Raw genomic sequence first — 13,829 nt, forward strand, 5'->3', positions numbered from 1 at the left:
CCGTCGGTCCGGGGTGGATACTCGTTCCCGGGGAACCCACCACGAAGGGACGGCGATGGACCAGCTCGGGGTAGCGGTAGTCGGATACGGCCTGGCCGGATCGGTGTTCCACGCACCGCTGATCGCGGCCGATCCGCGGTTGCGGGTGGCGGCGGTGGTGACCTCGTCGCAGGAGCGGGCCGAGCAGGCGCGGGCGGAGCATCCCGGTGTGCGGGTGTGGCCGACCACCGACGAGCTGTTCGCCGCAGCCGACGACATCGACCTCGCGGTGATCGCCACGCCCAACCTTTCACACGCGCCCCTGGCGCTGAAGGCGCTGGCCGCCGGGCTGCCGGTCGTCGTCGACAAGCCGTTCGCGGTGACCTCGGCCGACGCCGACGAAGTCGTCAGGGCGGCCGAGCGCGCGGGCTTGCCGTTGAGCGTCTTCCAGAATCGCCGCTGGGACAACGACTTCCTGACAGTGCGCGGTCTGATCGACGCGGGGGAGCTGGGCGAGGTCCGCCGCTTCGAGTCCCGCTTCGAACGCTGGCGCCCGGTCCCCAAGGGCGGCTGGCGTGAACTGGGCGAGGCCGATGCCGGTGCGGGCATTCTGTTCGACCTGGGCAGTCACCTGGTCGACCAGGCGCTGACCCTGTTCGGCCCGGTCACCGAGCTCTACGCCGAACTCGACCGCCGCCGTCCCGGCGTGCAGGCCGACGACGACGCCTTCATCGCCCTCACCCACGCCTCCGGCACCCGCTCACAACTGTGGATGAGTTCCGTCGCACCGCAATTGGGCCCACGCATGCGAGTTGTCGGTTCCACCAACGCCTACACCGTCTTCGGCCTCGACCCGCAGGAAGACGCGTTGCGCGCGGGCCGCCGCCCGGACGATGGACACCCCTGGGGCACAGTCCGATCCGAGAAGTGGGGAATCTTCGGCGCAGGCGACGACCTGCGCCCGATCCCCACAGCTCCCGGCGACTACCCCGCCTTCTACGCGGGCATGGCCGCCGCCCTGCTCGACGACGCCCCCGTCCCCGTCGACCCACGCGACGCAGTGGAAACCCTGCGCATCCTCGAATACGCCCGCCACGTAGCGGGCCCGGCCGAGCCCTGAACCTCGCTCCTCGCCTCCGGGGTCAGAGCTTGCGTGAGCGCAGTTCGTGGCCCTTGGAGGTCTTGCAGCGGCCCGATTCCAGGTCCCACTGCCAGCCGTGCAGGTTGCAGGTGAGGTTGTTGCCTTCCACCACACCGAATTTCGAGAGGTCGGCCTTGAGGTGGGGGCAGCGGCGCTGGACTTCCCAGCCGTCGAGTTCGGTGACGGCGGAGTCGTCGTGCGCCTCGGCGAACCAGCCGTCGGCGTAGGCGATGCGCTCGTCGGTGAGGCACTTGAAGAAGGTGTAGAGGAACTCGTTGTAGCCGCCGATGCGCCACGCCTGGAACCGGGTGGACAGGAAGATCGTGTTGACCCAGTCCGGTTCGTTGTCGCGCAGCACGGTGCGCACCAGCTCGGGCGCGATCCGGAAGCCGTAGCGGTAGCGGCCCTCGCCCTCGAGCGGCTCGCGCACGGTGCGATGCGGGAAGTCCAGCACCACGGTCTCGTCGCCGATGACCAGGCCGACCGGGTAGCCGATACCGTCGCTGATCAGCGCGGACTGCTTCATGATCGGCTCGAACAGCTCACGCAGCGGTTCGAGCAGCGAACCATCGCCGATCTCCCACGACGCCTTCTCCGCCGCGAGGACCGGAGCGAAACGCTCGGCCATCTCGGCGATGTAGGCGGCCTTGTCGCCGTAGATCCGGTCCGGATCGAACGGGTGCTCGAGGTCGAGTTCCTTGCCGCGCACGTCGGCGACCGAACCCGGGATCATCAGGATGCCGCCGGCGTTGCCGTGGATCTCCATCTGCTCGAGGAACACGATCTGGTCGGGGAAGATGTTGCCTTCCTCGCCGCGATCGTCGTTGAGGTAGCGCAGTTCGGGGTCGAGGAACACCGGCGGACCCGCCGATGGCACGACCCAGGTCGCGCCGACCTGCTCGATGTAGGAGCGGGCGCGGTCCATGCCGCGCTGGCGCTTCTGCTTGCCGAAGTTGGCCTTGGTGCGCGCCGGGATGTCGTACACCGCCGGGTACCAGATGGCGCCCGAGTACTGGAGCAGGTGGATGTCGATGTCACCGAACGCGTCGTGGATGACGTCCATGTCCACCGGGCGCGCGTCGTTCATGTTGAAGCAGGTGGTCTCACCGTCGGAGATGAGAATGCCGGAGTCGCCGATCGGACCGTCGGCGGGCGCGCGCAGCGCCACGATCATGATGTCGAGCGAGCCCTTGGGCCCGGTGACGGTGTGCTTGACCGAGTCCTCGGTCTCGAAGAACTTGGTGAAGCCGAGCGCCTCGAGTTCGCGGCGCAGATCCGGCACCGGGTAGTCGGGCAGCAGGATCGTCGCGTCCTTGTTGACGTACTTGCGCAGGTGCGCGGCGTCGAAGTGGTCGCGGTGCAGGTGCGAGACGTACAGGTAGTCGACATCGCCGAGCGACTCCCAATCGAGCTGGGAGTTGTCCGGGAACGGGAACCACGACGCGAAATAGGCGGGATTGACCCAGGGATCGCACAGGATCGTCCCGGCCGTGGTGCGGATATGGAAGCCGGCGTGTCCGACGCTGGTGATCTGCACGAGCTTGGTTCCTCCTACCAGGATCTGATTCGCCGGATCAAGGGCGAGCTACCGCCGCAGGCCCCCTGGCTGCTTCGGCGTACCAGCCAACCAGGGTAGTGGCTATATCGTTACGTCACCGATGCAATAGCCCTCAGCGGTCGCGACAACCGTGAAAGTGCGCGTCCGAGTGCCCCCGGGGGAGGTGGTCACGGGGACGTGAACTTCCAGGTAGTCGCCACGAACCTGCTCGGATCGTAGCTCGTCTCCGGCGTAGGAGGTGACATTGCCTACTTTGGCCGAGTCGCCTGCCAAGGGGGCTGCTACGGGGTTGCCGGAGCCGGTGGGGTCCCAACTCGCGGGCGAGGCCTTGCAGGTCAGTGGATGGTCTGCTTCGATGTCGGCCGGATCGAGTGGTTTGCCGGAGGTGCGCGCGAGGTAGCGGCGCACGGTGTGCCGGGCGTCGGCCTCGTCGTAACCGGGCTCGACACCCGCCGCGAACACCCGCCCGCACGCGTAGCCGGTGGCGACGGACTCGCGCTCCACGGTGACGGTGGTGGTGCGGTTGCGCCAGGTGACGGTGTCGGTGGTCGCGGTGCCCGGCTGGCTGAGCGCGGCCAGGATCGCCTGCGGGTCGGCGTACATGTCGGCGACCGTGCGCGGCGGGATGGTCCAGCACGTGTCCTGCAACTCGGCGATCGTGCCGGTCTGCAGGTCGGCGGCCCAGCGGCGCACCGCGGTCACGGCGTCGGCGGCGCCGGGCACCGCACCTACTTGTGGCGCGTCGGCGGGCAGCGGGGGCAGGCTGGTCGTCGCCCCGTTCGGGGCGGGTTCGCCGGGCGCGATCGCCTGGGTGGCGGTGGGCGTGGTCGACGGCGCCGCCGTTGTCGTCGCGGCAGTGGTGCTAGCCGGGGCCGGATCGTCGCCGGGGATGCCCGAGACGGAGTCGCATCCGGCGATCAGGGCCGCGGTGACGGTGAGGCCGGCGGCCAGCGCGACGGCGCGGTGCGGGCGGGGACGGGGCAGAGCAAGCGGGGTCGGCTGCGCGCGTTCCACTACGACATTCCTCATTCCTAGGCCTGGCACCCGCGGGTTCGTCGCGGGCGGTGACTGTCGGGGCGAGCGGGCTCGCCGGGATAGACCGGTGCGCGCGAAGCGAATTCGCCCACGCGGTAAACGCCGCGATCCGGCGGGGCGGCGTGCGGAGACGGCAGCCCTGCCGGAAGCGGCGATCTGCGACTACGCTAGCTGAATTGTGGAACCCGTCTACCGGTCGATCATCGGCCTGGCCCGAACCGTCTTCTTCCTCGAAGGTCTGAAGTTCACCGTCAAGGGGGCGGAGAACATCCCCGCCTCCGGTGGTGCCGTGGTGGCGATCAACCACACCGGCTACATGGACTTCACCTACGCGGGACTGCCCGCACGCACCCCTGGTCGCTACATCAGGTTCATGGCCAAGCAGGAGGTGTTCGACAACAACATCTCCGGCCCGATCATGCGCGCCCTGAAGCACATCCCGGTCGACCGCACCGCGGGCGCCGACTCCTACAAGTCGGCGGTGAAATACCTGCGCGACGGCGAGCTCGTCGGCGTCTACCCCGAGGCCACGATCAGCCGCAGCTTCGAGATCAAGGAATTCAAGTCCGGCGCGGCCAGGATGGCGCTGGAAGCCGACGTCCCGATCATCCCGATCGTCATCTGGGGCGCCCAGCGCGTCTGGACCAAGGGCTTCCCCAAGCGCCTCGGCCGCACCAACACCCCCATCTCGATCGCCGTCGGCACCCCCATCCAGCCCTACGAACCCGTCGCCGACCTCACCGCCGAGCTCCGCACCACCATGCAGCGACTACTCGCCGAGCTCCAGGAATCCTACGAACACGAGCCCGGCGCCTACTGGGTCCCGCGTCGCCTCGGCGGCAGCGCCCCGACCCTGGAGGAGGCCACCGCCCTCGACGACGCCGAGGCCGCCGAACGCCTCGCCCGCAAGGCCGCGCAGCAGGAGAAGCCGGAAGCCTGATCTCACCTCAGCGTGGTATCCGGCAGCGGGTCGGGGCGGGTAACCGGCCGTGCAGATAGGCCGCGGGCGGGACGCCCATGATGGTGCGGAAATCGGCGGTGAGGTGGGACTGGTCGTAGTAGCCGGAGTCGGCCGCCAGGTGGGACCACGGTGTATTGCCCGCGTAGGCGAGCACGCGGCGAACGCGGTCGATGCGGGCGAAATGCTTGGGAGACAGGCCGATTCCGGTGGCGAACAGGCTGCGCAGCTGGCGTTCGCTGACGGCGAGCCGGGCGGCGAGATCGGGGATCGCGGGAGCATCACCAGCGGTGAGCGCCGAGATGGCCTCGCGCAGCACGATGCGGTGCGCGCGTTCGGTACCGGATTCGGAGACCTGATGCGGGAGAACGTCTTCCAGGTAGGTGATCGCCTCGTCGGCGGGCAGCCGGGTCAGTTCGCTCGCGGCTGAGCTCAGGGGTCCCGGCAGGTCGTCGAGCCGCACGACCCGGTCGGTGAGCTCGCCCGCGGCCACACCGAGCAGCTGGCGGGTCACTCCGGGCGCCAGCCGCAACCGCACGCATCCGGCGGGCTCGTCGGCGCGGGAGTACGACGCCTTCGTCTGCGCGCCGACGACGAAAGCCGCTCTTCTGCCGGACTGTTCGGTGCGCAGCACCACCGTCGTCGACGCCGCGGGCGGGTGGGCGAACGGCTGGGTGATGTCGTCGTAGACGGGCGTGCTGGTCAGCTCGGCGAGCCACGGCCGCAGGGATTGCGGCATCGGCACCGGTGTCTCGAGCTGTGCCGAGGTCAGATACTGCGTGCTCACCCGGTCAACAGTAGGTGCCCCGGCCCGGCCTGTCTGTGCCGGTTTTTCCTATAGTCGCAGGCAGGAGAGTCGCCATGCTCGTCGCATGATCCTGATCACCGGTGCGACAGGCACCATCGGCAGCGCCGTCGTCCGTCAGCTCGTCGCCGAGGGCGTGCCCGTCCGGGCAGCCACCCGCGACCCGCGGAACGCGGTATTTCCCGACGGCGTCGAGGTGGTCCGCGTGGACTACCGCGAGCCGGACACCTTCGCCCCCGCGATGACGGGCATCGAGGCCGCCTTCCTCAACGGCCTCCCCGGCCCCGACGACACCGGCCCCGACGCCGCCCTGGTCGCGGCCGCCCGCGGAGCCGGAGTGCGCCGGGTCGTGAAACTCTCCGCCGTCGGCACCGGCGACCCGCGCCTTGGCATCCCCGGCTCCTGGCACGTGCCCGGTGAGGAAGCCGTACGGAACTCCGGCCTCGAGTGGACGATCCTGCGCCCCAACACTTTCGCGTCCAACACCTTCAGCTGGATCGAACCGCTGACCACCGGCTCCCCGGTACCGAACCTCACCGGCGACGGCAGGCAAGCGGTGGTCGACCCCCGCGATGTCGCCGAGGTCGCCACCGCCGCCCTGCGCACCGGCGCACACGACGGCCGGATCTACACCCTCACCGGCCCCACCCTGCAGACCGGTCGCGACCAGGCCGCCGTCCTCGCCGAGGTCATCGGCCGCCCGATCACCGTCACCGATATCGCCGAAGCCGACGCCCGCGCGTTCCTGACGTCGGCGGGCCTCCCACCCGCCTTCGTCGAAGGCGCCCTGACCGGCCAGACCTTCATCCGCAACGGTCACAACGAGCTGATCTCCGGCGACATCGCCGAGGTCCTCGGCCGCCCGGCCCGCGGCTACGCCGAGTGGGCAGCCGACCACCGCGCCGCCTTCGTGCCTGTCACCGCGGGGTGACCGATCAGTTCATGGTCAACACCCACGACCCGTTGCAACCCTTGCGGTTGTTCAGGTTGTCGTCGTAGACCCAGTTGAACACGATCGGCGGGTTCGTCCGGACGTTCCAGCGTCCGGACGGCGAGGTCACGACCCGGCCGTCGCGGGTGAGCACGCCCACCTCGTCGTGGGAGAACGTCCACTTGCCCTTGCTGGTCGGGTAGTTCAACCGCAGCGTCACCCTGCCGCCCGTGTGGTTCTGGACCACCAGGCACGATCCCGGGTTGTTCCGGTCGATCGCGTACTCGCCGTACTCGCCCTCCTCCACGTTCTCGCCGCTGTCGGTGTACTCCACCGCGTCGGTGAAGTCGGCGTGCGCCGGACCGGCCCCCATGATGGTCACGGTGGTCACAGCGACGCCCGCCGCTATCAGCCCCAGAGTCTTCATCCCGCTCCTCCTGTAGTGCCGGCGGTGCGTGCCGGCCCGCGAAAGAGCTTTCCGGACAAGGGCTTCCGATTCCTTGTCGCGCGCTTAACGCACGGCCCGCCGACGGGGAGCTCCGGCGACCTCACCGCGGCCGTCGAACGGTTGTGCGCACGGATTTCGTTTTTCCGCGGTGACGCGCTAGTGTTTCTTCTCGCACGCCGAAGCCCCCGGTAATCCCGGATCGGGCCTAGAACTGCACGCGGATGTAGCGCAGCTGGTAGCGCATCACCTTGCCAAGGTGAGGGTCGCGAGTTCGAATCTCGTCATCCGCTCCACGAAAAGCCCGGCCGACACCATGTCGCCGGGCTTTTCTGGTTGTCAGCGCCGGGCGATCCGCTCGAGCGTCAGCGGCGGCAGGAATTCGCCGATCAGGGTGCGGCGCCACCATATTCGCTCGCGGAACAGCTGGCGGGGCGTGCTGAAGTGGTACTCGTACAGGCGGGCGCGCAGGTAGTGCGGCGGTTCGTCGGGGAACGGGCAGTGTCGCAGCAGCCGCAGCGTGTCGGGATCGTTGCAGAGCAATCGCGCGGCCAGCGGCAGCGCCCACGACCGCGCATAAGACGGTGACAGCGCGGCGAACCACATCAGCCAGTCCAGCCGCAGGTGATACGGCGCCCACTGGCCGGGGCGATGCCGTGGATCACCCGGTTTGCCCTTGAACTCGTACTCGCGCCACACCGTGTCCGCGGTGAGGTGGGTATCGTCGGTGCCCTCGATCACGATCTCCTCGCGCACCCGGGTGATGCTCCCGAAGGCGCCATAGGTGTTGACCAGGTGCAACGGGTCGAACGAGGCGTTCATGGCCTGCCGCGAGGACAGCAGGTTGTCGATCGGCCAGAAACTCAGCACGGTGACCAGCGCGACGTAGGCGAGCACCGCCCCGATGAACCACGCCGGTGGCGCAGGCACCGGCGGAGCGTCGGGCAGTACCGGGTAGGTCCGCGCGTCGACGGCGGTGGTGGCGAGCAGCAGCGTCACCCAGTTCAGCCAGGCGAAATTGCCGGAGAACACCAGCCACAGCTGGGTGACGATGATGAGGCAGGCGGCCACGCTCGCCACCGGCTGCGGCATGAACAACCCGAACGGCACCACGAGCTGGGCGAAATGATTGGCCGCGACCTCCACCCGGTGCAGCGGGCGGGGCAGATGGTGGAAGAACCAGCTCAGCGGACCCGGCATCGGCTGGGTCTCGTGGTGGTAATACAGGCAGGTCAGGTCACGCCAGCATCGATCGCCGCGCATCTTGATCAGCCCGGCGCCGAACTCCACCCGGAACAGCAGCCAGCGCGCGGCGAACAGCACCAGCAGCGGCGGCGCGACGGTGTCGTTGCCGAGGAAGATCGCCAGAAATCCCGCCTCGAGCAGCAGCGATTCCCAGCCGAAGGAGTACCACGTCTGCCCGACATTGACGATCGACAGATACAGCACCCACAACACGAACCACAGCAGCATCGAAGCCCACAGCGGCACCAGATCCGCGGCCCCCAGCGCGACCGCCACCGCCAGCGCGGCCCCCGACCAGGCCAGGACGGCGAAGAACCGATCGGAATAGTGCAGGTGGAACAGGCTCGGTGACCGGCGGAACGGGGTCCGCGCCAGGTAGCGCGGGATCGGCAGCATCCCGCGCTCGCCGAGGAGCGCGCGGAACTGCAACACCGCCGCCAGGAACGCGAGCGCGTAGACCACCGCCAGGCCACGCTGGAAAATCAGCCTGCCCTGCCAGTACTCCGGTGCCGGGAACCACTCCATGCATCCGCTCCTGGACGCGTCGAATTCTCCAGTTCGATTGTCTACCCGAGTGGCCGTTCGGCGAAACGGTCCCCGGTCAGCGCGCGGCGCAGCTCGCGAGGGTCCCAGTTCCCGGCGACACCGGGCCGCACCCGCAGATAGTCGACGATGCGGTCGGTGTCCCAGCCGTGTGATTCGCGCAGGCCCGCCCCGATCATGGCGAGGTAGCGAGCCGACGGACGTTGCAGCACAACCGTTTCCGGGTCCCACGGCGCGGTGAAGGCCAGGATCGGGATGCCGTCTCTGGTGCCCGCGTGCAGCACGGTCTCGTAGCGGCCGGACCCGAGCCGCAACACGCCCGCGGCGAGCACCCGCGGCAGGTCGAAGCTCGCACCGGGGGTCCGGTACATCTCCTGAGCCAGCAGGTCGGCGAACTGGCCGACGGTGATCAGGTACCCGCGGGCCGCGACACCGGTCGGCCACCCTGGCGCGGGGTGAGCGGCGTAGAACGCGACGCCGCCGGTCCACACCGGGCTCTGCCAGGCGAAATACAGGCTCCCCGGCAGCGTGAGGGCGGCGACGTCCGCCGGTGCGGTGTGGTCGACGAATCCCGGATAGGTGTGCCCGGTCCCCGGTGGCGTGCCGCCGAGGCGGTAGTAGTCGAACCGCGAGGCATGCATGTTGGAGCCGTATGCGGCGTACCAGACATGCGCAGCTGTGGTCACGGGCTCACCTCGGGTGGGTCACGGTTCCATGAGCGAACGAAACGACATCGCTCGCACCACCGATTGTTCCTTCGATGGGGTCGGGAGGACACAGAGGGGACAGATCATGAGATCAGCAATCGTGGTGGCCGCGCTGATTGCGCTAGCCGGGGGACTCGCCGCATGCGACAGCTCGGCCGACGGACCGGTGAGCATCACCCAGCCCGCCGGGCCCCCTACCACTGCGCCGGGCACAGAACCGACGGTCGTACCCGGCTCCACGGATCCGACGCCTGCCCCCGGCCCCGGCCCCAGCCCGACCGGCCTCCCCTCCCGGGACGACGCCACCGTCGACGCCCGCGACTACCAGCAGCGCGACAGCTACTACTTCCAGTCGCCCACCGGCAACATCATGTGCGGGATCATCAGCCAGAGCACGCTCGGTGTCGGCTGCCAGCTGGGCCACGCGAATGTCATCCCGCCCCAGCTACCCGACTGCACCGACGCCCCCAACCGCAAGGTCGCCGTCCACGTCTACGGCAGCAAAGCCGAGTTCCTGTGCACCAGCCAGGGCATCTTCGTCGGCGAACCAGTCGACGGCTCGCGCAAGGGCGGCGGCAAGATCCTGAACTACGGCGACACGATCGTCGTCCTCGGCGCGGCCTGCACCTCCACCCAGCAAGGCATGCGCTGCGACGCGGGCGGCCACGGCTTCCTGATCTCCGCCGACAGCCAATCCCTGTTCTAGCGAACCGGCCGTGCGGCGTTGACCTCGGTGACGCGGCTGATTCCAGCGCACCAGTCGCGTGTCGGCGGCGAGATATACGCGAGCAGGCTCAGACTGTCACTGAGCCGGGCTGGAACGTTCACCTGCAACAGTGACTCCATATGTGCCACTCGGTTGCGCAGGCTGACAAGCCGTTCCATCCGGTCGTAGACGAGGTTCTCGATGGGAGTTCGCAACGACTGGTTTGCGACCGGACCGCCTTGCTGCGGAAACGCCTGCACTAGCGCGTTCGACCACAATTTCTGTCGCCCGGCGTTACCGGGTGCGGCGGGCGGCAACAGCTTCTTCCAGACGCTGAACGACAACTGCGCGAGCACGTCGTCGTGACTGATCGGCGCGTGCAGCCGCTTATGCCCCGGTTCGCGACTCGCCTTCGCCCGTTTTGCGTGCTCGGTGGCAGGACCCAACGCGGTTCGCAGTAGCCCCGACAGTGGCGGGGCGGGGCGCAGTGTCCAGTCTGTGCTGTAGGGCAGGCCGGCCGGGTCCGTTCCGCGGGTCACGTTCCACGCACGAAGTCTTTCGTCGATGGCGTTACGCACGACTACCTCCACCACCGCGAGAACCTCTTGAAAAGCGCTGCCCAACTGCAAGTTCCAGTGGTACAGCGCGAGTGCGTGCGCGGGGTCGCCGCCGACCTCGGCGAGATACGGCGCCAGACGTGGCACGCTCAGGTAGCGGGTGACCTCGACGGTCACCGTGCGCTCAGACATGAAACCGGCCTCCGAACAGATATCGCTGGTGGTGACAACAGGTGCGATCCGGTGAAGCTTCGGCTAGACTTACATCCGATACAGGAGACTCGAGCTCCTGGTAACACATGGGAACGCCCCGGAGCCGACGCGCTGCGGGGCTTCTCTTTTCCTCGGCGAACAACGTCTTTCAGCAGACCAGCTGGCGTATCGCGTCCAAAGTTGCCTGAGCGTCTGATCCTGCCGTTCGGCGCAGGTTGTCGTCACCTGTTGCGCTGGGGTGAAGCACCGCATCGATCACCCCGGCGATCGAGCTCCCGAGTCGGTACAGGCGTACCGACTCGTGCTGGTATGTAGGTAGTAGTTCGGGCAGAGTGCCGATGCCGCGACTGGCAAGCTCGTTCTTGATCGCTGTTCGGATGTGCACACCCAACTTGTTGACGCCGTGCACGTCACGCAATGTCCCCATGTCGACGAGCAGGATCCCTCCTGCATCGTCGATATCTGCGCCGAAGTCGTCGAAGGTCTCGTAGTAGTCACTCATTGCGGCCTCCGGTCATTCGGGCGATATTCTTGTCGCGCAACACCATTGATCACGGTAGTGAAATAGCTGTCGATTTGTGCCAGATCCCGAAAGAAAACTGGTTGGTACGTCCTGGTGTCTTCCGCTGAACGGGTGACCGGCGTCCGCGTACGCGAAAAGGGCGGGGCGGCAATCGCATTGCCGCCCCGCCCGGTCGGAAGGACTACTGTGCCGTCGACTTGAACCGGCGCAGGCGCAGGCTGTTGCTCACCACGAACACCGAGCTGAACGCCATGGCGGCGCCGGCGAGCATCGGGTTGAGCAGGCCCGCCATGGCCAGCGGGATGGCGGCCACGTTGTAGGCGAAGGCCCAGAACAGGTTGCCCTTGATGGTGGCCAGGGTGCGGCGGGACAGGCGGATGGCGTCGGCGGCGGCGCGCAGGTCGCCGCGGACCAGGGTCAGGTCGCTGGCCTCGATGGCGACATCGGTGCCGGTGCCCATCGACAGGCCGAGGTCGGCCTGGGCCAGGGCGGCCGCGTCGTTGACGCCGTCACCGACCATGGCGACGACCTTGCCCTCGGCTTGCAGCCGCTTGACCGTGTCGACCTTGTCCTGCGGCAGCACCTCGGCGATGACCTCGTCGATGCCGACCTCGTCACCGATGGTGCGGGCCGCGCGGGCATTGTCACCGGTGAGCAGGATCGGGGTCAGGCCGAGCGCCCGGAACTGCGCGATGGCCTGCGCCGAGGTCGGTTTCACCGCGTCGGCGACAACCAGCACGCCGCGCGCCTTGCCGTCCCAGCCGATAGCGACCGCGGTCTTGCCCGCCGACTCCGCTTCCGCCATGGCGGTTTCCAGCTTCTCGTCGAGCGGCTGCGACCAGTCGGCCAGCAGGCGCGCCCGGCCCACGATCACCGCGTGCCCGTCGACGACGCCCTGCACGCCGAGGCCCTCGACATTGGCGAAGCCCTCCACCTGCGGCAGCGTGCCGATCTCGTCGCGCGCACCCTTGGCGATCGCCTGCGCGATCGGGTGCTCCGACGAATCCTCCAGCGCACCGGCCAGTTCCAGCACCCGGGTACCGACCTCGCCCTCGGCGGGGATCACGTCGAGCAGGGTCATCTTGCCGGTGGTGACGGTGCCGGTCTTGTCCAGCACGATGGTGTCGACCTTGCGGGTCGATTCCAGCACCTCGGGACCCTTGATCAGGATGCCGAGCTGGGCGCCGCGCCCGGTGCCGACCATCAGCGCGGTCGGGGTGGCCAGGCCAAGGGCGCACGGGCAGGCGATGATCAGCACCGCGACACCCGCGGTGAACGCCGCCGCGATCGCGCCGCCGGTACCGAGCCAGAAGCCGAGGGTGGCCACGGCCAGCGCGATGACGATCGGCACGAAGATGCCGGAGATCTTGTCGGCCAGCCGCTGGGCCTGCGCCTTGCCGGTCTGCGCGTCCTCGACCAGCTGCGCCATCTGGGCGAGCTGGGTATCGGCGCCGATCCTGGTGGCGCGCACCAGGAGTCGTCCGCCGACATTGACGGTCGCGCCGGTGACGACGTCGTCGACGCCGACCTCCACCGGCACCGACTCGCCGGTGAGCATCGAGGCGTCGACGGCCGAGGAACCCTCGGTCACCACACCGTCGGTGGCGATCTTCTCGCCCGGCCGCACGACGAACTCGTCACCGACGACCAACTGCTCCACCGGAATTCGCGTCTCCACGCCACCCCGTACCACCGCGACATCCTTGGCGCCCAGTTCGAGCAGCGCCCGCAGCGCCGCACCGGCCCGCCGCTTGGAGCGGGCCTCGAAGTAGCGCCCGGCCAGGATGAACGTGGTGACGCCCGCCGCGGCCTCCAGGTAGATGCTGCCGGTGCCGTCCATCCGCGCGATGGTGAGTTCGAACGGGTGCGTCATCCCCGGCGTGCCCGCGGTGCCCCAGAACAGGGCGTACAGCGACCAGCCGAAGGCGGCGAGCGTGCCTATCGACACCAGCGTGTCCATGGTGGCGGTGCCGTGCTTCAGGTTGGTCCACGCCGCCTTGTGGAAGGGCAGCGCGCCCCACACCACGACCGGCGCGGCGAGCGTGAGCGAGAGCCACTGCCAGTTGGTGAACTGCAACGCGGGGATCATCGCCATCGCGATGACCGGGACGGTGAGCACCAGCGAGACCAGCAGGCGGGTCCGCAGCGAGGCGGTCGGGTCGGGCTCGACGGCCGTCTCCTCGGTGGGCTCGGCCTGCTTCGGCGCGGGCAGTGCCGCGGTGTAGCCGGCCTGCTCGACGGTGGCGATCAGTTCCTCGGGGGAGACGTCACCGGTGAAGTCGACCCTGGCCTTCTCGGTCGCGTAGTTGACCGTCGCGGTGACCCCGTCGAGCTTGTTGAGCTTCTTCTCGATCCGGTTCGCGCAGGAAGCGCAGGTCATGCCACCGATCACCAGTTCTACCTGGCCGGTGCCCGGTGGTTGCGTCACGGTGGTCATGGGGTGCTCCGTTTCGTTCCTGGTATCGATTCTTGCTGAGGGATTG

At 68.5% G+C, this 13,829-nt stretch carries 13 protein-coding genes and 1 tRNA gene; 5 read left to right on the top strand and 9 right to left on the bottom strand.

Annotated elements, in window-relative coordinates; translation table 11 throughout:
• The first annotated feature begins 55 nt into the window (after nucleotides 1-55).
• Nucleotides 56-1,099: a Gfo/Idh/MocA family protein gene (locus IEY60_RS23015; RefSeq protein WP_189031974.1), complete on the top strand. Its 1,044-nt coding sequence runs from the start codon at nucleotides 56-58 to the stop codon at nucleotides 1,097-1,099.
• Between the two features lie 22 nt (nucleotides 1,100-1,121).
• Here the strand turns inward: IEY60_RS23015 and IEY60_RS23020 are convergent, their stop codons facing one another.
• Nucleotides 1,122-2,657 carry a Rieske 2Fe-2S domain-containing protein gene (locus IEY60_RS23020; RefSeq protein ID WP_189031984.1) on the bottom strand — a complete coding sequence of 512 codons (1,536 nt, stop codon included), beginning with the start codon at nucleotides 2,655-2,657 and terminating at the stop codon, nucleotides 1,122-1,124.
• Nucleotides 2,658-2,759: 102 nt separating this feature from the next.
• A complete protein-coding gene (locus IEY60_RS23025; protein WP_229740048.1) occupies nucleotides 2,760-3,692 on the bottom strand; it encodes a hypothetical protein in 933 nt (310 codons plus the stop codon).
• A gap of 199 nt (nucleotides 3,693-3,891) precedes the next feature.
• Here IEY60_RS23025 and IEY60_RS23030 point away from each other — a divergent pair, with 199 nt between their 5' ends.
• Nucleotides 3,892-4,653, top strand: coding sequence for a lysophospholipid acyltransferase family protein (locus IEY60_RS23030; RefSeq protein WP_189031986.1), 762 nt, complete (start codon nucleotides 3,892-3,894; stop codon nucleotides 4,651-4,653).
• 7 nt (nucleotides 4,654-4,660) lie between these two features.
• Here IEY60_RS23030 and IEY60_RS23035 read toward each other — a convergent pair whose 3' ends face one another.
• Entirely contained in the window at nucleotides 4,661-5,458 is a 798-nt protein-coding gene (locus IEY60_RS23035; RefSeq protein ID WP_229740049.1) for an AraC family transcriptional regulator, read from the bottom strand.
• An 85-nt stretch (nucleotides 5,459-5,543) separates the two neighbouring features.
• Here IEY60_RS23035 and IEY60_RS23040 point away from each other — a divergent pair, with 85 nt between their 5' ends.
• A complete protein-coding gene (locus IEY60_RS23040; protein WP_189031988.1) occupies nucleotides 5,544-6,407 on the top strand; it encodes an NAD(P)H-binding protein in 864 nt (287 codons plus the stop codon).
• 4 nt (nucleotides 6,408-6,411) lie between these two features.
• On the opposite strand, the gene IEY60_RS23045 is transcribed toward IEY60_RS23040, so the two are convergent.
• Complete coding sequence (locus IEY60_RS23045; protein ID WP_189031990.1) at nucleotides 6,412-6,834, bottom strand: hypothetical protein; 423 nt, start codon at nucleotides 6,832-6,834, stop codon at nucleotides 6,412-6,414.
• A 238-nt stretch (nucleotides 6,835-7,072) separates the two neighbouring features.
• Here IEY60_RS23045 and IEY60_RS23050 point away from each other — a divergent pair.
• Nucleotides 7,073-7,148: transfer RNA gene (locus IEY60_RS23050), tRNA-Gly, on the top strand.
• Between the two features lie 43 nt (nucleotides 7,149-7,191).
• On the opposite strand, the gene IEY60_RS23055 is transcribed toward IEY60_RS23050, so the two are convergent.
• Complete coding sequence (locus IEY60_RS23055; RefSeq protein WP_189031992.1) at nucleotides 7,192-8,622, bottom strand: lipase maturation factor family protein; 1,431 nt, start codon at nucleotides 8,620-8,622, stop codon at nucleotides 7,192-7,194.
• Nucleotides 8,623-8,663: 41 nt separating this feature from the next.
• On the bottom strand, nucleotides 8,664-9,326 hold the full coding sequence (locus tag IEY60_RS23060; RefSeq protein ID WP_189031994.1) for a histone deacetylase: 663 nt from the start codon (nucleotides 9,324-9,326) through the stop codon (nucleotides 8,664-8,666).
• Between the two features lie 106 nt (nucleotides 9,327-9,432).
• On the opposite strand from IEY60_RS23060, the gene IEY60_RS23065 reads away from it, so the two are divergent.
• Complete coding sequence (locus IEY60_RS23065) at nucleotides 9,433-10,053, top strand: DUF6636 domain-containing protein (RefSeq protein WP_189031996.1); 621 nt, start codon at nucleotides 9,433-9,435, stop codon at nucleotides 10,051-10,053.
• Here the strand turns inward: IEY60_RS23065 and IEY60_RS23070 are convergent.
• The 3 genes from IEY60_RS23070 to IEY60_RS23080 form a co-directional block, all read right to left on the bottom strand.
• Entirely contained in the window at nucleotides 10,050-10,802 is a 753-nt protein-coding gene (locus tag IEY60_RS23070; protein ID WP_189031998.1) for a hypothetical protein, read from the bottom strand. The genes IEY60_RS23065 and IEY60_RS23070 overlap by 4 nt on opposite strands.
• Nucleotides 10,803-10,971: 169 nt before the next feature.
• Nucleotides 10,972-11,325: a hypothetical protein gene (locus IEY60_RS23075; protein WP_189032000.1), complete on the bottom strand. Its 354-nt coding sequence runs from the start codon at nucleotides 11,323-11,325 to the stop codon at nucleotides 10,972-10,974.
• A gap of 202 nt (nucleotides 11,326-11,527) precedes the next feature.
• Complete coding sequence (locus IEY60_RS23080; protein WP_189032002.1) at nucleotides 11,528-13,783, bottom strand: heavy metal translocating P-type ATPase; 2,256 nt, start codon at nucleotides 13,781-13,783, stop codon at nucleotides 11,528-11,530.
• Between the last annotated feature and the right edge of the window lie 46 nt (nucleotides 13,784-13,829).

The organism is Nocardia rhizosphaerihabitans (assembly GCF_014646295.1).
Classification (GTDB): domain Bacteria; phylum Actinomycetota; class Actinomycetes; order Mycobacteriales; family Mycobacteriaceae; genus Nocardia; species Nocardia rhizosphaerihabitans.

Bases quoted from the DNA above. Each gene is read 5' to 3' on its own strand.
- IEY60_RS23015 (WP_189031974.1), top strand. From the start codon at position 56: ATGGACCAGCTCGGGGTAGCGGTAGTCGGATACGGCCTGGCCGGATCG.
- IEY60_RS23040 (WP_189031988.1), top strand. From the start codon at position 5,544: ATGATCCTGATCACCGGTGCGACAGGCACCATCGGCAGCGCCGTCGTC.
- IEY60_RS23045 (WP_189031990.1), bottom strand. From the start codon at position 6,834: ATGAAGACTCTGGGGCTGATAGCGGCGGGCGTCGCTGTGACCACCGTG.
- IEY60_RS23055 (WP_189031992.1), bottom strand. From the start codon at position 8,622: ATGGAGTGGTTCCCGGCACCGGAGTACTGGCAGGGCAGGCTGATTTTC.
- IEY60_RS23065 (WP_189031996.1), top strand. From the start codon at position 9,433: ATGAGATCAGCAATCGTGGTGGCCGCGCTGATTGCGCTAGCCGGGGGA.
- IEY60_RS23070 (WP_189031998.1), bottom strand. From the start codon at position 10,802: ATGTCTGAGCGCACGGTGACCGTCGAGGTCACCCGCTACCTGAGCGTG.
- IEY60_RS23075 (WP_189032000.1), bottom strand. From the start codon at position 11,325: ATGAGTGACTACTACGAGACCTTCGACGACTTCGGCGCAGATATCGAC.
- IEY60_RS23080 (WP_189032002.1), bottom strand. From the start codon at position 13,783: ATGACCACCGTGACGCAACCACCGGGCACCGGCCAGGTAGAACTGGTG.